Source organism: Flavisolibacter tropicus, assembly GCF_001644645.1.
In the GTDB taxonomy this organism is placed as follows: domain Bacteria; phylum Bacteroidota; class Bacteroidia; order Chitinophagales; family Chitinophagaceae; genus Flavisolibacter; species Flavisolibacter tropicus.
Genome location: NZ_CP011390.1, coordinates 2,612,747 through 2,636,375, shown reverse-complemented (window position 1 = coordinate 2,636,375; position 23,629 = coordinate 2,612,747). Strand labels below are relative to the sequence as shown.

24 protein-coding genes are annotated in these 23,629 nt (G+C 39.8%); 22 read left to right on the top strand and 2 right to left on the bottom strand.

Features of this window, described 5'->3' with window-relative positions:
* Positions 1-43 precede the first annotated feature (43 nt).
* The 22 genes from SY85_RS11025 to SY85_RS10920 all read left to right on the top strand — a co-directional run bounded on the left by SY85_RS11025 (position 44) and on the right by SY85_RS10920 (position 22,904).
* Complete coding sequence (locus tag SY85_RS11025; RefSeq protein ID WP_066404447.1) at positions 44-1,270, top strand: NADH-quinone oxidoreductase subunit D; 1,227 nt, start codon at positions 44-46, stop codon at positions 1,268-1,270.
* 165 nt (positions 1,271-1,435) lie between these two features.
* On the top strand, positions 1,436-1,933 hold the full coding sequence (locus SY85_RS11020) for an NADH-quinone oxidoreductase subunit NuoE family protein (RefSeq protein ID WP_066404445.1): 498 nt from the start codon (positions 1,436-1,438) through the stop codon (positions 1,931-1,933).
* A gap of 51 nt (positions 1,934-1,984) precedes the next feature.
* Positions 1,985-2,398 carry a nuclear transport factor 2 family protein gene (locus tag SY85_RS11015; RefSeq protein WP_066404443.1) on the top strand — a complete coding sequence of 138 codons (414 nt, stop codon included), beginning with the start codon at positions 1,985-1,987 and terminating at the stop codon, positions 2,396-2,398.
* Positions 2,399-2,463: 65 nt separating this feature from the next.
* Complete coding sequence (gene nuoF, locus SY85_RS11010) at positions 2,464-3,816, top strand: NADH-quinone oxidoreductase subunit NuoF (protein ID WP_066404441.1); 1,353 nt, start codon at positions 2,464-2,466, stop codon at positions 3,814-3,816.
* Positions 3,817-3,851: 35 nt separating this feature from the next.
* The gene (locus SY85_RS11005; protein ID WP_066404439.1) at positions 3,852-4,229 is read left to right on the top strand and encodes a GxxExxY protein; all 378 of its coding nucleotides are present in this window, start codon (positions 3,852-3,854) and stop codon (positions 4,227-4,229) included.
* Between the two features lie 45 nt (positions 4,230-4,274).
* Positions 4,275-5,444 (top strand): NADH-quinone oxidoreductase subunit G, encoded by a 1,170-nt coding sequence (locus SY85_RS11000; RefSeq protein WP_082886374.1) that lies wholly within the window; start codon positions 4,275-4,277, stop codon positions 5,442-5,444.
* A gap of 141 nt (positions 5,445-5,585) precedes the next feature.
* A complete protein-coding gene (gene nuoH / locus SY85_RS10995) occupies positions 5,586-6,632 on the top strand; it encodes an NADH-quinone oxidoreductase subunit NuoH (RefSeq protein ID WP_066409613.1) in 1,047 nt (348 codons plus the stop codon).
* A 168-nt stretch (positions 6,633-6,800) separates the two neighbouring features.
* Entirely contained in the window at positions 6,801-7,304 is a 504-nt protein-coding gene (nuoI, locus tag SY85_RS10990) for an NADH-quinone oxidoreductase subunit NuoI (RefSeq protein ID WP_226999063.1), read from the top strand.
* Positions 7,305-7,313: 9 nt separating this feature from the next.
* Positions 7,314-7,874 carry an NADH-quinone oxidoreductase subunit J family protein gene (locus tag SY85_RS10985; RefSeq protein ID WP_082886373.1) on the top strand — a complete coding sequence of 187 codons (561 nt, stop codon included), beginning with the start codon at positions 7,314-7,316 and terminating at the stop codon, positions 7,872-7,874.
* A gap of 66 nt (positions 7,875-7,940) precedes the next feature.
* Positions 7,941-8,279 (top strand): NADH-quinone oxidoreductase subunit NuoK, encoded by a 339-nt coding sequence (nuoK, locus tag SY85_RS10980; RefSeq protein ID WP_066404436.1) that lies wholly within the window; start codon positions 7,941-7,943, stop codon positions 8,277-8,279.
* A gap of 78 nt (positions 8,280-8,357) precedes the next feature.
* Positions 8,358-10,229, top strand: coding sequence for an NADH-quinone oxidoreductase subunit L (gene nuoL, locus SY85_RS10975; protein ID WP_066409612.1), 1,872 nt, complete (start codon positions 8,358-8,360; stop codon positions 10,227-10,229).
* Between the two features lie 98 nt (positions 10,230-10,327).
* Entirely contained in the window at positions 10,328-11,800 is a 1,473-nt protein-coding gene (locus tag SY85_RS10970) for a complex I subunit 4 family protein (RefSeq protein ID WP_066404435.1), read from the top strand.
* A gap of 1 nt (position 11,801) precedes the next feature.
* Positions 11,802-13,172: an NADH-quinone oxidoreductase subunit N gene (locus tag SY85_RS10965; RefSeq protein WP_066404434.1), complete on the top strand. Its 1,371-nt coding sequence runs from the start codon at positions 11,802-11,804 to the stop codon at positions 13,170-13,172.
* A gap of 66 nt (positions 13,173-13,238) precedes the next feature.
* Positions 13,239-14,513, top strand: coding sequence for an ABC transporter permease (locus SY85_RS10960; RefSeq protein WP_066404430.1), 1,275 nt, complete (start codon positions 13,239-13,241; stop codon positions 14,511-14,513).
* A gap of 166 nt (positions 14,514-14,679) precedes the next feature.
* Positions 14,680-15,549 (top strand): MotA/TolQ/ExbB proton channel family protein, encoded by an 870-nt coding sequence (locus SY85_RS10955; protein WP_066404428.1) that lies wholly within the window; start codon positions 14,680-14,682, stop codon positions 15,547-15,549.
* A 59-nt stretch (positions 15,550-15,608) separates the two neighbouring features.
* A complete protein-coding gene (locus tag SY85_RS10950) occupies positions 15,609-16,295 on the top strand; it encodes an ExbD/TolR family protein (RefSeq protein WP_066404426.1) in 687 nt (228 codons plus the stop codon).
* Between the two features lie 12 nt (positions 16,296-16,307).
* On the top strand, positions 16,308-16,850 hold the full coding sequence (locus SY85_RS10945) for an ExbD/TolR family protein (protein WP_066404424.1): 543 nt from the start codon (positions 16,308-16,310) through the stop codon (positions 16,848-16,850).
* A gap of 56 nt (positions 16,851-16,906) precedes the next feature.
* Positions 16,907-17,743: an energy transducer TonB gene (locus SY85_RS10940; protein ID WP_066404422.1), complete on the top strand. Its 837-nt coding sequence runs from the start codon at positions 16,907-16,909 to the stop codon at positions 17,741-17,743.
* A gap of 81 nt (positions 17,744-17,824) precedes the next feature.
* Positions 17,825-19,204: a tRNA uridine-5-carboxymethylaminomethyl(34) synthesis GTPase MnmE gene (gene mnmE / locus SY85_RS10935; RefSeq protein ID WP_066404420.1), complete on the top strand. Its 1,380-nt coding sequence runs from the start codon at positions 17,825-17,827 to the stop codon at positions 19,202-19,204.
* Positions 19,205-19,461: 257 nt separating this feature from the next.
* A complete protein-coding gene (locus tag SY85_RS10930) occupies positions 19,462-19,836 on the top strand; it encodes a helix-turn-helix domain-containing protein (RefSeq protein WP_066404418.1) in 375 nt (124 codons plus the stop codon).
* Between the two features lie 42 nt (positions 19,837-19,878).
* Positions 19,879-21,912, top strand: a complete 2,034-nt coding sequence (locus SY85_RS10925; RefSeq protein WP_066404416.1) for a Shedu immune nuclease family protein — start codon at positions 19,879-19,881, stop codon at positions 21,910-21,912.
* Between the two features lie 32 nt (positions 21,913-21,944).
* On the top strand, positions 21,945-22,904 hold the full coding sequence (locus SY85_RS10920) for a hypothetical protein (protein ID WP_066404411.1): 960 nt from the start codon (positions 21,945-21,947) through the stop codon (positions 22,902-22,904).
* Positions 22,905-22,910: 6 nt separating this feature from the next.
* Here the strand turns inward: SY85_RS10920 and SY85_RS10915 are convergent, their stop codons facing one another.
* Positions 22,911-23,147 carry a JAB domain-containing protein gene (locus SY85_RS10915; RefSeq protein WP_066404409.1) on the bottom strand — a complete coding sequence of 79 codons (237 nt, stop codon included), beginning with the start codon at positions 23,145-23,147 and terminating at the stop codon, positions 22,911-22,913.
* 14 nt (positions 23,148-23,161) lie between these two features.
* On the bottom strand, positions 23,162-23,419 hold the full coding sequence (locus SY85_RS10910) for a hypothetical protein (protein ID WP_148661163.1): 258 nt from the start codon (positions 23,417-23,419) through the stop codon (positions 23,162-23,164).
* Positions 23,420-23,629: the final 210 nt, after the last annotated feature.

Below are 23,629 nucleotides of genomic sequence, written 5' to 3'. Positions count from 1 at the left end.
ATAACATAAAATACGTTCCACTTCGGTGGAAATGGAGTTGTAAATGTCAATAACAACAGAAACTGCCTTTCAAACCGGCAGTGAAAAAAGAGAAACCACCACACTGAACCTGGGTCCTACACACCCGGCCACACACGGTGTATTCCAAAACATTTTGGAGTTGGATGGTGAGCGTATTGTATCTGCCGAACAAACAGTAGGATATATCCACCGGGCGTTTGAAAAGATTGCTGAGCGTCGTCCGCTTTATCAAATTACCCCATTAACAGACCGTATGAACTATTGCTCGGCCCCTATTAATAACATGGGCTGGCACATGACCTGCGAAAAACTGTTGGGCATTCAAACGCCAAAGCGTGTCGATTACTTGCGTGTTATCATTATGGAGCTGGCCCGTATTGCGGATCACCTGATCTGTAATTCGGTGATTGGTGTGGACACCGGCGCCTTTACCGGTTTCCTGTATGTGATGCAATACCGCGAGTTGATCTATGAGATTTGGGAAGAAGTGTGCGGCTCCCGCTTAACGACTAATATTGGTCGTATTGGTGGTTTTGAGCGCGACTTTAATAACATTGCCTTTACCAAGCTGGAAAAGTTCTTAAAAGAATACCCTGCGGTACTGAAAGAATTTGAAAGCCTGTTTGTACGCAGCCGCATTTTCATGGATCGTACCATTGGTACGGGGCCTATTAGTGCTGAAAGAGCCTTGAACTATGGCTTTACCGGACCAAACCTGCGCGCCGCTGGTGTAGATTATGACGTGCGCGTCCATTCTCCTTACTGCAGTTACCAAGACTTCCAATTTGATATTCCAGTAGGTACTACCGGCGATACGTATGATCGCTTCTTAGTGCGTAATGGCGAAATGTGGCAGTCGCTTGAAATTATTAAGCAGGCTTACCGTAAGATCCAGGAGTTCAAAGGTGAGGAAGCTACTATTTTCCACGCCGACGTACCGGAGTATTACCTGCCCGAGAAAAAAGATGTTTATACCAAGATGGAAGCCCTGATCTATCACTTTAAGATAGTAATGGGTGAAATCGATATTCCACCAGGAGAGGTTTATCATAGTGTAGAAGGTGGTAATGGGGAAGTTGGATATTACCTGATCTCTGATGGCGGCCGTACCCCGTATCGCCTGCATTTCCGCAGACCGTGTTTTATTTACTACCAGGCGTACGAGGAAATGGTGAAAGGTAGCATGTTGAGTGATGCGATCATCGTAATGTCATCGCTGAACCTGATTGCCGGTGAAATGGACGGATAAGCAGCACACAGTCCCTCTTGAGGGGAACTTAGGTGCGCTTTCAAAATATAGATTGTTGATAGTATGGACCGGGTAATAACTTGATAGATGTTTGCCTTGTCTCACTTTAACAGGACCGATATAATAATTAAAACCAAAACTCCCCTTTAGGGGTTGGGGGTTTATATGAAATTTTCAGAAGAACGTCTACAAAAGGTAAGAGAGATCATTGCGCGCTATCCGGATGGAAAGCAGAAAAGTGCGTTGATTCCTGTTTTGCATATGGCACAAGAGGACAATGGCGGCTGGCTGAGTTCTGAGGTGATGGATTATGTAGCGGAGCTCTTACAGATAAAGTCAATTGAAGTATATGAGGTTGCAACATTCTACAGCATGTACAACCTAAAACCTATTGGCAAATACTTATTTGAAGTATGCCATACAGGTCCTTGTATGGTGAGAGGTAGTGATGATATCATTGCTTATATCAAAGAGAAGTTAGGTATTGGGGTAGGCGAAACTACTCCAGATGGTATGTTCACGTTGAAAACAGTTGAGTGCTTGGGTGCCTGTGGGTATGCCCCAATGATGCAGTTAGGTAAACATTTTAAAGAGCATTTGACCAAAGAAAGAGTGGATCAGATCATCGAAGAATGCAGAGCTGCTGCAGCCCGCAACAATTAAACTTATGAAGGTGACTCTTTATAAGTCTATTAATAAAAAGTCTATGTCCGTATGAAAACATGGCTTTTTATTATACTGTTCTTTGGCAAAGGCCTGGTAAGTTTTGGACAACAGGATGAAGTGCTTCAAACCATGAAAGATTTTCATCAGCTACTGGTGTCGCAAGATTTCAAACTTCAACGTTACGTGCACGAGAAATTGAGTTATGGTCATAGTAATGGTTGGATAGAAGGGCGCCGGGAATTATTAGGCAACCTGGCAAGTGGTTATACGAAATACTATTCTATTCAAGAGGATAGTGTTAGCATAGCCGCACAGAATAAAGTGGCACAGGCTCGTTTTATAGCTACCATTGATGTAGCCGTAAATGGTAATCGGGCTACATACAAGTTGCGCGTACTGGAAATATGGATCAAGCAGAAACGGAAATGGTACTTATTTGCCAGGCAGGCCGTTAAAGCCTAAAGAAAAGCTGATAGATCAAACGTTGACGATTTTAATTATAAATAAGTCCGCAAGGATTTAGTCATATGGGAAGAAAACTTTTATTAGAAAAAGCACACGTTGAAGGGATTCGTTATTACGATACCTACCGCAAGAATGGTGGTTACGATGCTGCTGAAAAGGCATTGAAAATGTCTCCGGCAGATATCGTGGAAGAAGTGAAAAAAAGCGGTCTGCGAGGTCGTGGTGGTGCCGGTTTTCCTACCGGTATGAAATGGAGCTTCCTGGCAAAACCAGAAGGTGTGCCCCGCTATTTGGTATGTAATGCGGACGAATCAGAGCCCGGTACATTTAAAGACCGTTACCTGATGGAGTTCATTCCGCATTTATTGATAGAAGGCCTTTTAATTTCTTCGTTTGCATTAGGCTCTAACAGAACTTATATCTATATCCGTGGTGAATACGCCTGGATCGTAGATATTCTGGAGCAAGCCATTGCAGAAGCTAATCAGGCAGGTTTCCTCGGTAAAAATATTTTAGGTGCTGGCTTTGATTGCCAGATCTATGTACAGCGCGGTGCAGGTGCTTATATCTGTGGTGAAGAAACGGCGTTGATTGAATCACTTGAAGGTAAGCGCGGTAACCCTCGTATAAAGCCTCCGTTCCCTGCCATCAAAGGTTTGTGGGATTGCCCAACGGTAGTAAACAACGTAGAAACGTTAGCGGCCATTGTTCCTATTATGAACATTGGCGCTGAAGAATATGCCAAGATAGGTATTGGTAAATCTACCGGTACCAAGTTGATCTCTGCCTGTGGTAACATTAACAAGCCTGGCGTTTATGAGATCGACATGACCATCTCTGTTGAAGAATTTATCTACAGCGATGAGTATTGTGGAGGTATTCCCAATGGCAAGCGATTAAAAGCTTGTATTCCGGGAGGATCTTCTGTTCCTATTTTGCCAGCTAACCTGTTACTGACAACAGCTAAGGGTGAGAAGCGGATGATGACTTATGAAAGTCTGGCCGATGGTGGTTTCCCTACCGGCTCCATGTTAGGTTCCGGAGGTTTTATTGTATTAGATGAAGATCAGTGTATCGTAAAGAATACTTATACACTAGCCCGCTTCTATCGTCATGAAAGTTGCGGTCAGTGTTCTCCTTGCCGTGAGGGTACAGGGTGGATGGAAAAGATCCTTCACAACATTGAAACCGGTAAGGGTAAAATGAGTGACATTGATCTGTTGTGGGATATTCAACGGAAGATTGAAGGAAATACGATCTGTCCATTGGGTGATGCTGCCGCATGGCCAGTGGCAGCAGCGATCCGTCATTTCCGTGATGAATTTGAATGGCACGTATTGCATCCGGAAGAAGCGCAGAAAAGAAACTTTGGATTGGCACATTACGCTGATCCCCTTGGAGTGTCCGTGGCGTAAGTTGCTCGCAAAGGAGCAAGGGCGCTAAGGATTAGATGATAGAGAATGAAATAGCGAAAACAGTAGTTGATATCTGTTTCCGCATTCATAAGAAATATGGACCGGGCTTATTTGAAAGCGTATATGAGGAGTTGGTTTGTTATGAGTTGAGCAAAGCTGGTTTACCTTATGTAAGACAGCAGGGCATTCCTCTTATACATGAAGAGATCAGATTGGAAGTTGGCTTTAGGGCCGATGTCATTGTAAGCAATAGAGTGATCATTGAATTAAAGTCAGTTGAAGTATTAGCTGACTTACATTATAAGCAGGTAACGACTTATCTGAAATTAACGAAGTTGAAACTTGGCTTATTGGTCAATTTCAATGTTCCTTTAATAAAAGATGGGATACATCGAATAGTAAATAACTTATAAACTTTGCGACTTAGCCTCTTTGCGGCTTTGCGTGAAATCTCAAATATGAGCGAACAAAAACAATTATTTAAGGTAACGATAGATAACATCACCATTGAAGTGGAGCCGGGAACAACGATCCTACAGGCTGCTCGTCAAATTGGTGGTGATATAGTGCCTCCTGCCATGTGCTATTACAGCAAGTTGCAAGGGAGCGGTGGTAAATGTCGTACGTGTCTGGTGCGGGTAGCAGCAGGTTCTACTGCAGATCCACGCCCGATGCCCAAGCTGGTTGCTTCTTGCCGTACAACGGTAATGGATGGCATGATCGTAGAGAATATCACAAACCCCGCGGTGCTGGAAGCCCGCAAAGGTGTAGTAGAGTTCTTGTTGATCAACCATCCACTGGATTGTCCGGTGTGTGACCAAGCTGGTGAGTGCGATCTACAAGACTTAAGTTATGAGCATGGCGCAGAAGGTACCCGCTATGAGTTCAAGCGTCGTACGTTTGAACGCATTGATCTGGGACCATATATTCAGCTGCACATGACACGTTGTATTCTTTGCTACCGTTGTGTATACACAGCAAACCAAGTGGCTGGAAACCGTGAGCATGGTGTACTGGATAGAGGTGATCACGCACAGATTGCTACCTATATTGAAAAGGCTTTGGACAATGAGTTCATTGGAAACGTAATTGATGTTTGTCCGGTTGGGGCTTTAACGGATAGAACCTTCCGCTTTAAAAACCGCGTATGGTTTACCAAGCCGGTAGATGCGCATTGCGATTGTCCTACTTGTAAGGGTAAGGTACGTTTGTGGATGCGTGGTGATGATGTGTTGCGTGTTACAGCTCGTAAAGACCAGTGGGGTGAAGTTGAAGATTGGATCTGTAATACTTGCCGCTTTGAGAAAAAGAAAGTTAGTGATTGGGTTATTGAAGGACCAACCCGTTTGGATCGTCATTCAGTAATAAACGCAGGACACTATAATAATATCGTGAAGCCACAGGAAACATTTGAAGCGGTAATGGATGGTCGTAAACCTAAACTGTTGATGGACATCCATAGCATAAGTGAAGTAAATACCGTGGACCTAAATGAGATTCAAGGACCTGCAACCAGCGCTACTTTTAATGGTAAGTCAAAGGTAGCAGGAACTAACGTAACTGATATTAAAGAAGGGCAAGGAAGAAATATGGCGGGAACGGATTCGACGAATCCGAATACGCCATAAGGGTTGAGTGGTGAGTATCGTGAAACGTCAAACGTGAGACGTGAAAGAGAACGACGAGTTGACAAAAAAGTAAAACACAAAAGCGAATAACTGCTTGCTACTGCGTGTAGCGTGCAGCTTACAGCTTGCAGCTTTTATACTATGTATTTATTACAATTTGATTGGTGGTTTTTGCTGGAGAAGTTTATTCTCATTGCTGTCATTGTAACAACAGCTTTAGTAGTAGCAATGTACAGTACCTATGCAGAACGCAAGATTGCGGCCGTCTTACAAGATCGTCGTGGTCCTAACCGTGCGGGGCCTTTTGGAATTCTACAGCCAATGGCGGATGGTTTGAAGTTGTTCTTTAAAGAAGAAATCATTCCAATGGCTTCATCAAAATCGCTGTTTATCCTTGGCCCTATGTTAGCCATGATTACAGCCCTGATGACCAGCGCAGTAATTCCTTGGGGAGGCACTATCCATATTTTCGGTCGTGATGTGAGTTTGCAGATTGCTGATATCAATATTGGTGTTTTGTATGTATTTGGAGTAGTGAGTTTGGGTGTGTATAGCATCATGATTGGTGGTTGGGCATCTAACAATAAATTCTCATTGCTGGCAGCTATCCGTGGCGCTTCTCAAATGATCTCTTATGAATTGGCAATGGGTATGTCACTGATTGCCGTTTTAATGATTGTGGGCTCATTGCGGTTGAGTGCCATTGTTGATCATCAAATAGCCAATGGGTGGAATATTCTTTATCAACCTTTAGGTTTCCTGATCTTCTTTATTTGTGCATTGGCTGAGTGTAACCGTACACCCTTTGACTTAGCAGAAGCGGAGAACGAGTTGAACTTTGGTTACCATCAGGAGTACTCATCTATGAAGCTGGGTTTCTTCCTGTTTGCGGAATACATCAACATGTTTATCAGCAGCGTGGTAATGGCTACTTTGTTTTTCGGTGGTTATGATATTCCGTTTGTAAACGAAGCAGCGTGGGGTAACCATTGGTGGGTAGGTCTGATCAGCTTTTCTGTTTTAATGCTGAAAGCTTGTTTGTTCATCTTCCTGTTCATGTGGATCCGCTGGACACTACCTCGCTTCCGCTATGACCAATTGATGAACCTGGGCTGGAAAGGGTTGATTCCTATGGCTTTAGTGAATATGATCATTACGGCTGTAGTGCTATTGGCATTAAATAAATAAAACCTATCAAATCTCTTTGCTGAGTGCATCGTGATTCGGTGGGTAAGTGCGATTGATAAAATATATTTGCGAAATTTTTAAAATCCTTCCTCCCCTGGGGAAATAAGAAGGAGGCATTTAATAATGCAATCATTAACAAACAGATCAAAAGGAGTTGAACGTAAACCCATGACAATATGGGAAAAAATGTACCTGCCGGCTATTGCAAAGGGTATGGGCATTACGTTTAGCCACATGTTCAAGAAAAAGCCTACGATTAATTACCCGGAGGTTACGCGTCCCTTCTCCGCAGTATTTCGCGGGGTGCATATTTTAAACCGTGATGAAGAAGGTCGTGAGCGTTGTACAGCCTGCGGTCTTTGTGCTGTTGCGTGTCCCGCAGAAGCAATCACAATGGAAGCCGCAGAGCGTCAGAAAGGTGAAGAGGGGCTGTACCGTGAAGAAAAATACGCAGCAAAGTATGAGATCAATATGTTGCGTTGTATTTTCTGCGGCCTTTGCGAAGAAGCCTGTCCAAAAGACGCGATATACTTGTCGCAAACATTTGCACCAGCCAACTATGCTCGCAAAGGCTTTATTTACGGGAAAGACGATTTATTAATCCCCAATCCAAAGACAGAACCTGAAGCGTACGCAAAGGCTAAGGGAACAATTGGAAAAGAAATTAAATAATACTGCTACATGGGAATCACAGAAATCCTTTTTTATGTTCTTTCTGCACTGGCATTGATTAGTGCAATAGCGGTTATTGCCAGTAAGAACCCAGTGTACAGCGTACTGTCGCTGATCATTACTTTTTTTGCTATCTCCGGACACTATATTTTATTAAATGCCCAGTTTCTGGCTATCGTAAACATCATTGTTTATGCAGGTGCCATCATGGTATTGTTCCTTTTCGTGATCATGTTAATGAACTTGAGCAAGGAAACTGAACCACAAAAGAACAAATGGTTAAAGCTGGCAGGTGCTGTAGCCGGCGGTAGCTTATTGCTAGTAATGGTAGCAGCGTTGCGCCATACGGAGTCTGCAATGGCACAGATGAAAGAAGGCGATATTGGCTTGATCCAAAACTTAGGTAAGGTGCTGTTCAGCGATTATGTAGTGCCTTTTGAAATCAGTAGCGTACTGTTCTTAAGTGCTATGGTAGGTGCTGTTGTGATCGGTAAACGCGATAAGGATGCCACTACCACTAGAAGAGCACAGGCTAAATATATCGCAGAAGAAGAAATTCACACCGTATAAAACATTTGGGCTTTGGTCCTTTTAAAGGTCAGCCGCACCTCAAAGTGGCAATAAAAAAGCAGTAACATGCCAATCAATTATTACATCTTTTTATCGATAGCCTTATTTGTCATTGGTATTGTGGGGGTATTAACCCGCCGTAATGCCATCATCATCTTCATGTGTATTGAGTTGATGTTGAATGCTGTGAATCTTTTATTGGTGGCGTTTTCAAAAATGCACCATTTGAAAGCCGTGACCGCAGGTGTCGCCAATAATATGATAGGAGCCGAAGGACAGCTATTTGTATTCTTTATTATGGTGGTAGCCGCTGCTGAAGTAAGTGTCGGTCTTGCCATTATTGTAATGCTGTATCGTAATACACATTCTGTAGATGTAAACTTTTTGAACAGACTAAAACATTAAACAGCTATGAGCTATTAGTTGCGAGCTATGAGAATCAACTCGCGGCTTTCAGCTCAAAGCTCACAGCTTCTCTTTTATATGAAGAACTTAATTATACTCATTCCTCTTTTACCTTTTATCGGGTTTTTGATCAATGGCCTGGGAAGAAAGTATTTATCGAAAGGATTGGTAAGTGTTATTGGTAGCGGTACCGTATTAGGCTCGTTTATCATCAGTCTAATGCTGTTCTTGCAAAAGGACTATTCCACTTCGCCAATCAGCTATTTTGATTTTATCAAAGTAGCCAACTTGCGAATTCCATTTGCTTTTCAAATTGATCAGTTGTCTACACTGTTCTTATTAATCATTACTGGTGTGGGCTTTTTGATCCATGTGTATTCCACTGCTTATATGCATGAAGAAAAAGAAGAGCATTTTGGAAGATATTTCTCCTACCTGAACCTATTCGTTTTCTCAATGTTGCTACTGGTAATGGGCGCTAACTATGTGATTATGTTCATTGGTTGGGAAGGCGTAGGGTTATGTTCTTACTTATTGATAGGTTACTGGTTTAAGAATATTGATTACACCAAGGCTGCTAAAAAAGCCTTTGTGATGAACCGTATCGGTGATCTGGGTTTCTTGCTGGCGGTGTTCTGGATCTTTGCAAAGATTGGTAGCGTAGAGTATACTACTGTATTTGCTAACGTAAGCAAACTGACTTCTACAGATATCATTGGTATTACTTTATTGCTTTTTGTAGGTGCAACCGGTAAAAGTGCACAGATTCCGCTTTATACTTGGCTGCCAGATGCCATGGCAGGTCCTACACCAGTTTCAGCCTTGATCCATGCTGCAACGATGGTAACGGCTGGTATTTACATGATTGCTCGTAGCAATGCCTTGTATGCACATGCTGAACTAACGAATAATATCGTTGCTATTATTGGTGCGGCTACGGCTTTGTTTGCTGCTACTATTGCGTTAAGACAAAACGATATTAAAAAAGTATTAGCCTATTCAACAGTTAGCCAGCTTGGCTATATGTTCCTGGCTTTAGGTACAGGATCTTATGTAGCTGCCGTTTTCCATGTAATGACACATGCTTTTTTCAAGGCTTTGTTGTTCCTGGGATCAGGTAGTGTTATTCATGCCATGAGCGGACAACAGGATATCCGTTTTATGGGTGGCCTGAAAGGAAAGTTGAAGATCACGTATATCACCTTCCTGATTGGTTGTTTGGCAATTGCCGGTATTCCTCCATTCTCCGGTTTCTTCTCAAAAGATGCCATTTTATTAGGTGCTTTTGAGCATAATAAAGCATTATATGCTATAGGATTGATTACCGCTGCATTAACGGCATTTTATATGTTCCGCTTGTTGTTCATTACCTTCTTTGGCACCTTTAGAGGCACAGAAGAGCAGCGTCATCATGTACATGAAAGCCCTGCAGCCATGACCATTCCTTTGGTTGTATTGGCAGTGCTTTCTATCATTGGTGGCTTTGTTGGTGTTCCTGAGCTGTTTGTACACGGCGGTGAAAAATTAGCAGAGTATTTAGCACCTGTTGTTCCTTCTGCAGCCCATCATGTAGAGCATTCTACAGAATGGATGTTGATGGGATTGACTACAGCTATAGTTGTTGCTGCTATCCTGATTGCATGGGTATGCTACCGCACTTATAAAGAGGAGCAGGTGGGTGCTTTTGGAAAGGTGCTTGAAAACAAATGGTATGTTGATGAGATCTATGATGCTATTATCGCAAAGCCTGTATCGGCTATTGGTGGAGTGTTGAACCGTTTTGTAGAGCGCTTAGGTATTGATGGAATTGTAAACGGAGTTGGACGTTTAGTCAATTATGGTGGTCGCCAAATGCGCTGGTTACAGAGTGGACAAGTAGGAAGCTATGTACTGTTGATGGTGATTAGCATGGTGGTATTCTTTGTGTTACAGTTCTTTTTGAAACGCTAAGAGATTAGTAAGAGGTAAAGGAGATAAAGAGTTATCTCTTAAGCCAGTTGAAATAATAAATGTAAAACAGTCCGCCTTAGGCGGAATGGGGGTTTAATATGATCGTACTGTTACTGATATTACTGCCACTGATAGGTGGACTTGTAACATTCTTCTTGAAGAATGAGCCAGCTGCAAAAGGTTGGTCTCTGCTGGTATCTTTTGCTACAATGGCTGTGGCTATTGCCGGAGCAACCATGTTAAAAGGCGGTGGAGATAGTTTGAGTTATACTGCTCCTTGGTTGGGTACATTAGGTAGCTCTTTTTCTATTCGCCTGGACGGTATGTCGTCATTACTGTGTTTATTAACAGGGATCGCATATCCGGTTATCTTCCTGGCCACATGGAAAAATGAATATCGTAATGCGCACAATTTCTTTGCGCTGATGTTATTAACGCAAGCAGGGTTAATAGGTGTATTTGTTGCTATAGACGCCTTACTGTTTTACTTCTTCTGGGAGTTAGCACTGATCCCTGTTTATTTCCTTTGTTCTGGCTGGGGTGGTGAAAGACGTATTCAGGCTACTTTTAAGTTCTTTGTCTACACATTTGCTGGTTCTGTATTAATGCTGATCGGCTTATTATATCTTTATTTTCAAACACCAGATCATTCTTTTGCAATGGAAGCATTCTATAACTTGAAGCTTCCTACTGCTACTCAATCCTGGATCTTTTGGATGTTATTTATAGCATTTGCTATTAAAATGCCCGTGTTCCCATTCCATACCTGGCAGCCAGATGCTTATGAACAATCACCAACTGCTGTTACAATGGTACTAAGTGGTATCATGGTGAAGATGGGTGTATTTGCTGTCATTCGCTGGGTACTACCTGTAGTGCCATCTGCATCTTATGCTTGGGGTGATGTGGTAATGAGTCTTGCTGTTATCGGTATTATTTACGCTTCACTAATTGCTATGCGTCAAGACGATATTAAGCGCCTGGTAGCATACTCTTCTATAGCTCACATAGGGTTAATGGTAATGGCCATCTTTGCTGAAAATCACATCGGATGGCAAGGTGTAATGATCCAGATGTTTAACCATGGAATAAACATTATCGGACTTTGGATTGTAGTCGACGCAATTGAGCATAAGTTCGGAACGCGTAAGCTGTCTGAATTAGGAGGTATTGCTCAAAAGGCACCCGGTCTAACCACACTATTGGTTATTGTTGCTTTCGCCAATATTTCATTGCCGCTAACAAATGCATTTGTGGGTGAGTTCCTGATGTTTAATGGTATTTGGAATGGCCTAACCCAATACAAAGTCATTTTCACCGTTTTTGCTGGGTTGAGTATAATTCTTTCTGCTGTTTATACACTGAATATGATCCAGAAAGTGTTTTACGGATCAACTAATAAATTGACGGCTACTGCTACAGATATCCTTATGAACCAACGCCTGGCTTTAGGAGCTATTGTTCTATTGATCCTGGTATTTGGGGTATATCCTCAGCCATTACTGAACCTGACAGATGGTTTTGTTGAAACCTTATTAAAAGATGCAAACGTTGCGCAACTGGTAAAATAATATGAACGCATTAATCTTATCGGCTCTTAGTGGTGTTATCATGATGTTCAGTGGCTTTTTCTTAAAGACAAAGTCAGCTGTTCGCACATTAGCACATATTTTATTGATTGCAATTATAGCTGTAGCAGTATTAGAGCTACGTGGTATTCAATTAGTAGCGGTTGATACAAAAGGCATGATGGTATTTGATCATTTTGCATTGCTATTTACGATCATTGCTACGCTTAGCACGCTTATATTCTTTGTCTTATCCTCAAAAGATATGGAAAGAGTAGGGATGAATTACAGCGATTACTTTGCTCTTATCTTCTTTGTGCTTTGCGGAATTACCATGACTGCATCTTTCAAGTCAATGTTGATCTTATTCCTCGGTATAGAGATCTTATCAATTCCATTATATATCCTTACCGGTAGCGATAAACGCAACCTGAAAAGCAATGAAGCTGCGTTGAAATACTTCTTAATGGGTTCTTTTTCAACAGGCTTGATGTTGATGGGTATAACCTTGATCTATGGCGCAACCGGAACTTTTTATACCACAATGATGCAATTGCCTCAAGGACAAGTACCTGTTTTGTTTATTACAGGCTTGTTGATGTTGCTGTTTGCCTTGTCATTTAAAGTTTCAGCTGCTCCCTTCCACTTCTGGACACCAGATGTGTACGATGGCGCGCCAACTGTGTTTACCTCCTTTATGGCAACAGTAGTGAAAGCAGCCGGCTTTATAGGTTTCATGCGCTTATTTGATGAAGCTTTTGGTGGTATTAGAGCAGAGTGGAAACTAATAGTAGCCATTATAACTGTCATTACTTTATTTATTGGCAACATCACTGCAGTGTTTCAGCAAAGTGTAAAGCGTATGCTGGCCTACTCTTCCATTGCACAAGCAGGGTTCATGATGTTGGCTGTTTATACATTGAGCTCTGAAGCGAAAGACGGTTTGTTACTTTACGCCGCTGCTTATTCATTTGCTACAATTGGAATTTTTGCAGTACTCATCAAGATGCAGGATTATACGTTCGACGGCTTTAACGGGTTTGCCAAAGCGCAACCTGTAGTAGCCGCTAGTTTGGTTATCTTTCTGTTATCATTAGCCGGTATCCCATTAACGGCGGGCTTCCTGGCGAAGTTTTATATGTTGAAAGGGGTTGTGGAAAGTGGAAGTTTATGGTTAGCCATTTTTGCTGTATTAATGGCTGCAATAAGCGTGTATTACTATTTCCGCCTTATACAAGCTATGTATTTTAAAACAGGCAATGCTCCGGTTCTGGAGTTGACTAGCAGTTTTAAATATACGTTAGTAGGCTTAGCGGCTGCAACTATTATCTTGGGCTTATTCCCTAATGTATTGCTCTATTGGCTTTACTTCTAGTGGTAATAAATATTTTGAAAAATTGTTTAGAAGGTTTACTAATTTTAGTAGACCTTCTTTTTTTTGATGAAAACCGGTGATGTTTTTTCTCTTGCCTTTAGAACGATTCGTGCTAACAGGTTGCGTACGGGTATAACCGTCGCCATTATTGCTTTTGGCATTATGGCCTTAATTGGTATTGTTACAGCCATTAAAGCCATGAATCAAAAGTTTAGTGAAAGCTTCTCTACCATGGGAGCTAATGGCTTTACCATCCGTTTTAAAGAGCGTAATATTAGAATCGGTGGTAACAATTCAGAACTGAAAGTTTCAAAAAGAAATAACCGCAAGGAAAAAACATCCAGTTTGGGGCGCCCAATTACTGTAGATGAGGCGGAACTTTTTGTACAACAGTATCAATTTCCTGCACATATTGGTATCTCTTTATTTGCTGCCAGAGATGCAATTGTAAACAATGAACAAAAAAAGACTAGTCCCAATATTTTGGTTTTTGGCGGAGACGAGAATTATATAGCCCTAAATGGATATGAATTTTTTAATGGTCGAAATTTTAGTCGCCAGGAAGTTCAAAGCGGCAGTAATGTTGTTATTCTTGGTTATGATGTGGCTAACAAATTATTCAAAGATCGGTTAACCAAGGCCGTGAATAGTATTGTTCGTGTCAATGGTCTTCCTTATCGAGTAATTGGTGTATTGGCCAGTCGTGGCAGCTCTTTTGGAATAAGCCGAGATAACTTGATTTTAACAGGATATAAAAATATTCGGCGTAATTTTTCTTCCAATGTATCTGCGACCATAGGGGTGATGACAGATGATATCAATCAAGTTGAAGAGGCCATGGGTGAAGCAGAAGGTGTTTTCCGATCTATACGAAAATTAAGCACCACAGAAGATAGCAATTTTGTATTGGATCGTAACGATAGCATTGCTGAAAAGGCAATGAATATATTGGGAAGTCTAACAACCGCAGTTATTGTTATCGGAATGATCACGTTGATTGGGGCCGCCATTGGCTTGATGAATATCATGTTGGTATCTGTTACAGAACGTACTAAAGAGGTAGGCTTAATAAAGGCAATTGGAGGAAAAAGTAAAACAGTAAGGCATCAGTTTTTAACAGAAGCCATTTTGATTAGTATCTTAGGAGCCATCTTTGGTATTGTACTGGGAATATTCGTTGGCAATTTGTTTTCAATGGTATTGAGCACAGGATTTGTAGTACCTTGGAAATGGGTAGCTTACGGCATTGTTATTTGTACTAGCGTTGGATTATTAGCTGGCTTGTATCCGGCTCTGAAAGCGGGCAAATTAAACCCTATAGAAGCACTTCGCTATGAATAAGTACAGCTAAGAATAGAAAGTTTTGAAAACTAATGTATTATCTTTCCAAAATTAAATAAGGAAAAAAATGCAACCTCGTAAACATTTATTGCATTTTTTCAGTAGAATTGTGACCGCTTAAAATTTGTATATCAATTTTCATTTTTAAAAATTAAAAATTAAGATCATGGCAGAACAAAGACCATCTGCAAGTACTACAAACACAACAGTAAAGGCGACATCTGTTCAGGCTAAGAAAAGCTCTAACCTTATTTCCTGGTTAGCTCCAATCCTATGTATCGTCGTTGGTTATTCTATTTGGCGCTTTGCAATGGGTAATCCAGATGGTTTTAAGACACCTGATACTACAGGTGGCTTCTGGCCTCACCACCGCGACCCAAAAAGCGCATTCAATGCAATTTATGAAGGTGGTATTATCGTTCCTTTATTGATTGGCTTATTGTTAATGGTGGTATCATTCTCTATCGAGCGTTTCATGACCATCAGCAAAGCGTTAGGTAAAGGTTCTATTGCTGACTTCGTAAGAAAAGTACAATATCACCTGGCTAACCGTAACGTAGACGCTGCTTTAGCTGAGTGCGACAAGCAACGTGGTTCAGTAGCTAACGTTATGAAAGCTGGTTTACGTCGTTACAAAGAAATGATCAACGTAACTGATTTAGATACTGATCAAAAAGTATTGGCTATCCAGAAAGAAGTAGAAGAAGCTACTGCTTTGGAATTGCCTATGTTACAGAAGAACCTGGTTTTCCTTTCTACAATCGTATCTCTTGGTACCCTGGTAGCGTTGTTAGGTACGGTATTAGGTATGATCCGTTCATTCGCGGCGTTGGGTGCTGAAGGTGGTGCCGGTGCAGCTAGTAACCTAGCGGTTGGTATCTCTGAGGCCCTTTATAACACAGCATTAGGTATCGGTACTTCTGCCTTATCTCTTGTAATGTACAACGTGTTTACTACTAAGATCGATAGCATTACTTATGGTATTGATGAGTCTGGCTTTACATTGACACAGAGCTTTGCTTCTATGTATAAATAAGAAGCAAACGTTTTATGGAATTTGTAAACCCATTGCATCTCATTAAAAATTAATTAATAATGCCAAGTGTTAAGATACCAAGGAAGAGTACAGAGAATGACATGACGCCCTTCGTGGATATTGCATTCCTGATTCTGTCCTTCTTTATTATGGCGACTAAAATGAAGCCACCAGAGCCCGTATCAATCACTACACCTAACTCTGTTTCAACAGACAAGCTTCCTGAAAATGATGCGTTGCTGGTAGAAATGGATGCCAAAGGCCGTGTATTTTTCACAGTATTGGCTGACGCTAATCCAGAGGCAAAAAAGTATGTTATTGATAATATCAATCAAACTAAGAACCTGGGTTTGACACCTAACGAGATCAATAGTTTCGTAAAAGGGCAGTCTATTGGCGTTCCTTTTACACAGCTAAAAAGCTTCCTGGCTTTGCCTGCTGACAAACAGAAATCCGTAATGGCAACTGTGCCAGGCATTCCTATTACAGATTCAGCCAGCAATGAACTGTATTATTGGCTGAATGCCGGTGTTAAAGGTTTTCAGCAGAGAAAGATTAACTACCTTATCAAGGGTGACAACTCAGCTAAATATCCTGCTTTTAAAAACGTACTTGATGCGTTTAAAAGAAACGATATTTATAAGTTTCAGTTAGTTACATCTCCTGAAGATGCACCTGCAGGTACTGATCTTTACAAAACCAGAAGTGAAGGTCGTGTACCCAAAAAAAATAATTTCTTAATCTAAAAAAACTCAGAAATGGCAAGTTTAGATACTGGTGGAGATAGTGGCCATAAGAAAGGACCTGGGGTCAAAAAGGCCAAAAAGCTTTCTACCCGTGTAGATATGACTCCAATGGTGGACTTGGGTTTTTTGCTGATCACCTTCTTTATCTTTACCTCAACCATGAGCTCACCTGCAGCTATGCAGCTGTTCATGCCAAAGGATACCGATAAGAAAGAAGAGCAGAACAAAGCTAAAGAGTCCGGCGCCTTAACCATCATGTTAGGTAAAGCTGACCAAGTATACTATTATGAAGGTCAGTTAGCACCAGATGGTTCTAATTTCAAGTCTACTAATTTCAAAGGTATTCGTGAAGTGCTGATCGATAAGAAGCGCAGAACAAATGCAGAAGATCTGGTAGTGGTTATTAAGCCAAATGATGAAGCTACCTATAAGAATACAGTAGACATTCTGGATGAAATGGCGATCAATGAAATTAAGCGTTTTGCCCTTGTAGACATTACGCCTAATGAAAATGAGCCGCTGAAAGCAACAGAAGCTAGAAATGGCGTTAAATAAGTAGCTATTTTTTATGGAAAGATGTTGAAACAGACATCTCAATACAAATAACTAAAATGGAAGCAAACAAGATTTTAAAAACTGATTTTCTGGATCTGCTGTTTGAAGATCGTAACAAGGCTTACGGTGCTTATCAGCTCAGAAAAACGTATAACAAGCGTATCACAACGGCCTTGTTGATTACAGCTGGTTTGCTTTTACTGATATTCTTAACATCCTTTTTAGCCAATCAATTGGAAGATAAGGGGTCTAAGGAGTTGAAAGTAGAAGACGTGGTGCTTGCAAATATCAAGGAGCCCGAAGAGCAGAAGCCTGAACCGCCACCACCGCCACCACCAAAACAAGAGCCACCTCCAAAAGTGGAAATGACCAAATTCACCCCTCCTGTTATCGTAAAAGATGAAGAGGTTAAGAAAGAAGACATTCCACCAGAGGTTGAAAAACTGGAAGACACTAAAATTGACGTGATCAGCCAGGAAGGTATCAAGGATCAAGGTATTGCTGCTCCTGTTGTTGACGAAGGAAAGGCTGTAGTAGAAGCTCCTAAAGATGAGACTAACTACGACCAAACCTTTACAAAAGTGGAAGTAGAAGCTTCTTTCCCAGGTGGTGAAGGCCAATGGCGTAAGTTCCTGGAAAGAAACCTGAACGCTTCTGCTCCAGTTGATAACGGTGCACCTCCCGGATCTTACACAGTACAGGTTCAGTTTATCGTGGACAAAGAAGGTAACGTATCAGATGTAAAAGCGTTAACCAGCCATGGCTACGGTATGGAAGATGAAGCGGTACGTGTAATTAAAAGAGGTCCAAAATGGACACCTGCTATCCAAAACGGACGCCAGGTAAAAGCTTATCGTAAGCAGCCTATTACGTTCGTTGTATCTGAAGGATAATAATCACTTTCGCATACTTACTTACAAATCCCTCCGCTTAGGAGGGATTTTTTTATTAGAAGCAGTTTACTTTTGACAAATATGAGTACAAAGCTTTTAGGGTGGGATGATACAATTATAGCCTTAGCAACGCCGCCTGGGGTTGGTGCAATTGGCGTAATTCGCTTAAGTGGTGCAAAAGCCATTGATATTGTAAATGACTTGTTCCCCTCTAAAAATTTGGCCGCACAGTCCTCCCATACCCTACACGTAGGTATGTTAACACAAAACGCTCAGGTGCTAGACGAGGTTGTGATTTCCCTCTTTAAAGGTCCGCGTTCTTATACCGGTGAAAACGTAGTAGAGATTAGCTGCCACGGTTCACCCTTTATTCACCAACAGGTAATTGATGCCTGTTTGCAAGGTGGCGCCCGCCTAGCCAAGCCAGGAGAGTTTACCCAACGCGCCTTCCTAAATGGTCGTTTAGATTTAACTCAAGCGGAGGCAGTTGCTGACTTGATTGCCAGTAACACCGCAGCCTCTCATAAAACCGCGTTGCAAAATATCAGAGGAGGCTTTTCATCAGCGCTAAGGGACCTGAGGGAACAATTGATTCAATTCTCTGCACTGATAGAGCTAGAACTTGACTTTTCACAAGAAGACGTAGAGTTTGCCGATCGCAGTAAACTGAAAGCCTTGGTGGAAAATGCCATGTATCAAACCAACACCTTACTACAGTCGTTTAAATTGGGTAATGTCATTAAAAATGGTGTTACGGTAGCTATTGTAGGTAAGCCAAATGCCGGTAAGTCTACCTTGTTGAATGCCTTTTTAAATGAAGACCGGGCTATTGTAAGCGAGATACCAGGCACTACACGAGACACTATTGAAGAGACACTTAATATTGATGGTATTTTGTTTCGCTTGATTGATACAGCTGGCATTCGCGCACATACAGTGGATGTAATTGAAAGTGTGGGTATTGCTAAGAGCTATCAGAAAATGCAGCAGGCAGATATTGTTATTTACTTGTTTGACGTCCATGAAGTAAACGCAGACGAGTTGAATACCATTAGCGCCGATTTGCAACAACAAGGACTACACTATTTGCTGGTAGGTAATAAAGCAGATGCCGACTCTAATATCAAAGGCCTCTATGCTGCTATTCCAAATGTTATATTTATTTCAGCCAAGAGTGGTTTACACCTGGAAGTATTAAAAGAGCGCATGGTAGATCTGGTATTGAAAGATACCGTTCAATCCGAAAATGTGATTGTTACCAATGCACGCCATTTCCATGCCTTACAGGAGGTGCTGAAATCATTGGAGGATGTTTATAACGGTCTAGAACAACGTATTCCCGGCGATCTATTGGCTTTAGATATAAGGCGCTGCCTGTACTTTCTTGGTGAGATTACCGGGGAAGTGACAAGCGACGATCAATTGGATTACATCTTTAGTAAGTTCTGCATCGGAAAGTAAGCTGCTATTCACTTCATTGCTGTTAGTAGTGTTTTAGTTGCTTTTTCTCTCTTTTTCAATAAGTTAGAAAGTATTGAGCTGCTTTTAGTAGGCTTTTGTCTGCTTTTAGTAGCTCTTTTTTTGTTGTTATGTTGGTTACAAATTGAAAAAGGTGGGATTTTATACTGTAGAAGCCGTAAAAGTTGATACGATATGATACTCAATGATACGGTTTGATACAGAATTATACAGTAAATCATGCAAATCCCACAAATACTATGAGTAGTAATATTAGAATTGTAAAAATCTGTGAATACTGTAAAAACGAATTCATCGCTAAGAAAACGACTTCTAAAACTTGTTCTGATCCTTGCGCAAAGCGTTTGTATAAGCTCAATCAAAAAAATAAGAAGATTGCTCAGGCTGAACTAAAAACTGAAATAAGTCGGAGGCCAGAAGGTTTTATAAATGAAGAGCTAATTAAGGTTATTCAAGCAAAAGAGCTACTAACACTTAAAGAAGCGGCTATTTTGTTGAATATAACACCACTCACATTGCGGAGGTGGGTGTTAGGTGGAAAGATAAATTCCGAGAAAATAGGGAAGAAGCACATATTTAAAAAGGAAAATATTAGTAACCTTGTAAGAACATGATTTTTGAGCTTGGATCATAAATCTTACTAAACCTAACTGTTTATGGAAACCGTAATAGAAAACGAAGTTTCATTCACTTCTGATATAGAAGGCAAAATCGAAAATACTAGTCTTCCGACCAGCAAGCCTTTACTTCCTTTATTTGAATTAATAAGCAATGGAATACATGCTATTGAAGAATTAAAGAATAACAAAAGGGGCGTTATCCGTATTACATTAAAAAGGCAGGGAAAGAAAGAAACGCTTGCTTCCATTTCAAATTTTGATCAATACCCAATTATAGGTTTCAAAGTTGAAGATTCAGGGATCGGCTTCAATAAACATAACTATAAGCACTTTTTAAAGTCCGATACTACAAATAAGAAAAGTAAAGGAGGGAAAGGAAACGGACGATTCGTTTGCTTAAAAGCGTTTAAGTCAGTTAGCTATGAAAGCTTTTATAAAGAAGGAGAAACTTTCGTCCAGCGGTCTTTTGAAATGAAGCCAAAAGAGCCTGGAATTTTTGATCTGAAAGTTTCGCCATATAATGGCAAAAATGGAGCAGGTACTATCGCTTACTTAAATGATTTTATAGAAAGATATTCTTCTAAATGCCCCAAAAGCGCTAGTGAAATATGTTTGGAAATAATAAATCATTTCAAGCTTTATTATTTGTTAGATGCGATTCCGAAGATAAGCTTAGAAGATTATGGGACTATTTATGATTTAGATGAGATATATGAAACAACATTCAAAACAGATATACTACAAGACTTTGTTGAATTTAAGAAAAAAGTATTCAACTTATATATTGTAAAGTCGAGGGAGGAGAAAGCAAATATTTGTAATTTATGCGGGCATAATCGTGTGGTTACATCAAGAAAGGTTTCAGATTATATACCAGATTTTCCGCAAAAAGTTGAAGAAGATAATTTAAGCTATAGTCTAGCTGTTTATGTAACTGGAGAGTATTTGGATACGAATGTAAACAAGGAAAGATTGAGCTTTAATTTCCCTGAAAGAAAAGAGGATGATGGAGCCGAAGAACTTATTACTTCTGAAGATATTTTTGAAAGGGTTACACAGAAAATTGAAGAACTTTTTTCTGATGTTTTATCAGAGAATCGAGAAAGGAAAATCAAAAAGATAGAAGAACATATAAAAAATAAAGCTCCTGAGTTTAGGTTCCTACTTAAACATTGCTTGGATAAACTGAAACGGCTCGAGCCTGACTTATCGGAAGAAAAGCTAAATATAGAATTGTACAAAATAAAGGCTAATGAAGTTATTAAGCTTAAAGTATTATCCAATAATATTTTAACAGGCTCAAACATAGAGAACGTAGAAGACTATATAGCACGCTATAATAAGTACATTGAAAAAGAAAATGATATTGCAAAAAGTGACCTTGCTAATTATATTGTACAGCGTAAAGCTATTATTGACCACTTGGGTAATTTATTGAAAAAGAAAGATGAAAAGAAGTATGAATGGGAAAACGCAATTCACAAGCTGTTTTTTCCTATGCGTACAACTTCTGATGATATAAATTATGACGATCAGAATTTATGGCTAATAGATGATAGATTTAATTATCATTTATACTTGTCCTCAGATAAACCCTTAAGTTCTAACGATGTTTTGGACGAACTAGATTCAACAAAAAGGGCAGATCTGCTGATTTTTAATAAGGCCATTGCATTTGCAGATAATCATTTAAATATTGGGTCAATAACTATTGTGGAGTTTAAACGGCCAATGCGAAATGACTATAAACCAGACGATCCTGAAAAGAATCCTATTGATCAAGTATTGGAATATATAGAATTAATAAAGGATGGAAATGTTGTTACATACGAAGGAAGACCAATCAAAGTTCCTGCGAATCTTCCATTCTATGCCTATATAGTTAGTGATGATACATCCAAATTAGAGGTGTTGTTAAGGAGGCATGATTTTACCAAAACACCAGATGGATTAGGTTATTTCTGCTTTAAGAAAGAATTAAATGCATATTTAGAATTGATCACTTTTAATAAATTATTAAAAGATGCACAAGAGAGAAACAAAATACTATTTGATAAGCTTTGTATCTAAATAACATTTGAGACCAAATTGATAAGTTAATAATGGATTTGAAGAAGGAAGAATTTTGGAATTGTATAGTAGGCGCAGAAACATTTGCTACTTATTGTACGAAAGTAGTTCCAATGCTCACGTTAAAAGATGAAGTTCCAGATGAAGTGCAGAAAAGCTTTGCAATTATTCGCAAGCTTTTAATACATGCATATTATGAGTATGACTTTTTGGATCCTGCAATGGCAAAGGCATTGACAACCTTTGAAATGGCTTTAAAAGTCAAGTATAAAGAGATCGGTGAAACAAGAAGACATCATAACTTACAATCATTGATGTATTGGTTTAATGACAATGGATTCTTTGAATTTGATAGAAAAGGCCTGTTGGATGCACTGAGAAGTATGCGTAATAACTTTTCACATCCAGAGAAGCATTTCGGAGGAGGCTTTGGTATAATGAACATATTTGACCATTGTGTAGGAATGATTAATGATTTATATGAAGATCGGGAGTTGAGAAATGCAAGAGTTCAAAAGAGGAAAGAAATTAATGCTAGTTTAAAAGAGATAGTTGGCAATGGAGGCTTTGTAATTTTTGGAGAAATAAAATACATAATTTATTCCGCAGAGGTTTTATTCATTGATAATGTAAATACACCATCTACATATCATTTCTTTTACAAAACGATTTTTAAGCTTGAAACTGATAGTGGGAAAGACGATAGTTTACCGTTTGCTACACTACTAGAAGCGACAAATGTTAAAATGGATGTCAGTAAAAAGACAATCATATTTGAACGTAATGGAGGAAATGTATTATTTCAGGCAATAGATGATCCTGTCAATTTACAGCGGTTTGAAAAGTGGAAAGATGCTTTTGATAAAAGTAATAAAGACCAATTCAAGGATATTGAAGTTCATAGTCAGTTAGATAAACAGTGGGCTAGGTTAAGAAACAATGTGCATTTCAGGAATTCATTAAGCACTATTAATCCAAAAATGATCAATTAGTATATATTATAGTAGTCCAGCATCTGCAAACGATATATAACCATCTTCTACAAGTATAAAGTGGTCCAAAAGTTCTACATTAATTAGCCTTAAAGCTTGGCTGATCTTAATTGAAATTATTTCATTATACTTAGTTGGCTTAATATTGCCAGAAGGGTGATTGTGCGCAATTACTACAGATGAACATAAGAGTTGCAAAGCCACACTGCACAAAAGCTTCATATCTACTAAACAATCTCTCATTCTTCCTACTGAAATTATCCGATCTCCAATAGATGAGAGTTAGAATTAAAAAAATAAGCGACAAACTGTTCTTGAGTGGAAAGGTTTTCTTTGTCCCACAGCTTTCGGATTAAACCATGAGTATTTTCAATTGAACTAATTGTTGGCAGATTAGAAATGATTGGCTTATAACTAATGCTGTTCTTAGATACTGTACAATTTCCTTTTATTTTCTGTAAGCTTTCTTCTCCGCTAAGTTTTTTGAGGCGATTTCTCTTCTGGTTTTCTTTCATTGTTGTTTGTATAGTTTGCCAAGCTAAAGTTCCACAGACTTTTAGGAGGAGGCAACGGTTAATGTAAAATTTGACGATATTTTTTTTATGGAGATTTCTGGCTAACTCCTTGTACATCAGCGTAAATAGCACAGTAGTTAACAAGTGTAATCTTGTCTATTATTCCAGGCGTTTTTAAGGTGCGTAAACCATCAAATAATAGTCTTTATC

Coding starts and splice junctions, on each gene's coding strand:
- SY85_RS11025 (WP_066404447.1), top strand. CDS start 44: ATGTCAATAACAACAGAAACTGCCTTTCAAACCGGCAGTGAAAAAAGA.
- SY85_RS11020 (WP_066404445.1), top strand. CDS start 1,436: ATGAAATTTTCAGAAGAACGTCTACAAAAGGTAAGAGAGATCATTGCG.
- SY85_RS11015 (WP_066404443.1), top strand. CDS start 1,985: ATGAAAACATGGCTTTTTATTATACTGTTCTTTGGCAAAGGCCTGGTA.
- nuoF (WP_066404441.1), top strand. CDS start 2,464: ATGGGAAGAAAACTTTTATTAGAAAAAGCACACGTTGAAGGGATTCGT.
- SY85_RS11005 (WP_066404439.1), top strand. CDS start 3,852: ATGATAGAGAATGAAATAGCGAAAACAGTAGTTGATATCTGTTTCCGC.
- SY85_RS11000 (WP_082886374.1), top strand. CDS start 4,275: ATGAGCGAACAAAAACAATTATTTAAGGTAACGATAGATAACATCACC.
- nuoH (WP_066409613.1), top strand. CDS start 5,586: ATGTATTTATTACAATTTGATTGGTGGTTTTTGCTGGAGAAGTTTATT.
- nuoI (WP_226999063.1), top strand. CDS start 6,801: ATGACAATATGGGAAAAAATGTACCTGCCGGCTATTGCAAAGGGTATG.
- SY85_RS10985 (WP_082886373.1), top strand. CDS start 7,314: ATGGGAATCACAGAAATCCTTTTTTATGTTCTTTCTGCACTGGCATTG.
- nuoK (WP_066404436.1), top strand. CDS start 7,941: ATGCCAATCAATTATTACATCTTTTTATCGATAGCCTTATTTGTCATT.
- nuoL (WP_066409612.1), top strand. CDS start 8,358: ATGAAGAACTTAATTATACTCATTCCTCTTTTACCTTTTATCGGGTTT.
- SY85_RS10970 (WP_066404435.1), top strand. CDS start 10,328: ATGATCGTACTGTTACTGATATTACTGCCACTGATAGGTGGACTTGTA.
- SY85_RS10965 (WP_066404434.1), top strand. CDS start 11,802: ATGAACGCATTAATCTTATCGGCTCTTAGTGGTGTTATCATGATGTTC.
- SY85_RS10960 (WP_066404430.1), top strand. CDS start 13,239: ATGAAAACCGGTGATGTTTTTTCTCTTGCCTTTAGAACGATTCGTGCT.
- SY85_RS10955 (WP_066404428.1), top strand. CDS start 14,680: ATGGCAGAACAAAGACCATCTGCAAGTACTACAAACACAACAGTAAAG.
- SY85_RS10950 (WP_066404426.1), top strand. CDS start 15,609: ATGCCAAGTGTTAAGATACCAAGGAAGAGTACAGAGAATGACATGACG.
- SY85_RS10945 (WP_066404424.1), top strand. CDS start 16,308: ATGGCAAGTTTAGATACTGGTGGAGATAGTGGCCATAAGAAAGGACCT.
- SY85_RS10940 (WP_066404422.1), top strand. CDS start 16,907: ATGGAAGCAAACAAGATTTTAAAAACTGATTTTCTGGATCTGCTGTTT.
- mnmE (WP_066404420.1), top strand. CDS start 17,825: ATGAGTACAAAGCTTTTAGGGTGGGATGATACAATTATAGCCTTAGCA.
- SY85_RS10930 (WP_066404418.1), top strand. CDS start 19,462: ATGAGTAGTAATATTAGAATTGTAAAAATCTGTGAATACTGTAAAAAC.
- SY85_RS10925 (WP_066404416.1), top strand. CDS start 19,879: ATGGAAACCGTAATAGAAAACGAAGTTTCATTCACTTCTGATATAGAA.
- SY85_RS10920 (WP_066404411.1), top strand. CDS start 21,945: ATGGATTTGAAGAAGGAAGAATTTTGGAATTGTATAGTAGGCGCAGAA.
- SY85_RS10915 (WP_066404409.1), bottom strand. CDS start 23,147: ATGAGAGATTGTTTAGTAGATATGAAGCTTTTGTGCAGTGTGGCTTTG.
- SY85_RS10910 (WP_148661163.1), bottom strand. CDS start 23,419: ATGAAAGAAAACCAGAAGAGAAATCGCCTCAAAAAACTTAGCGGAGAA.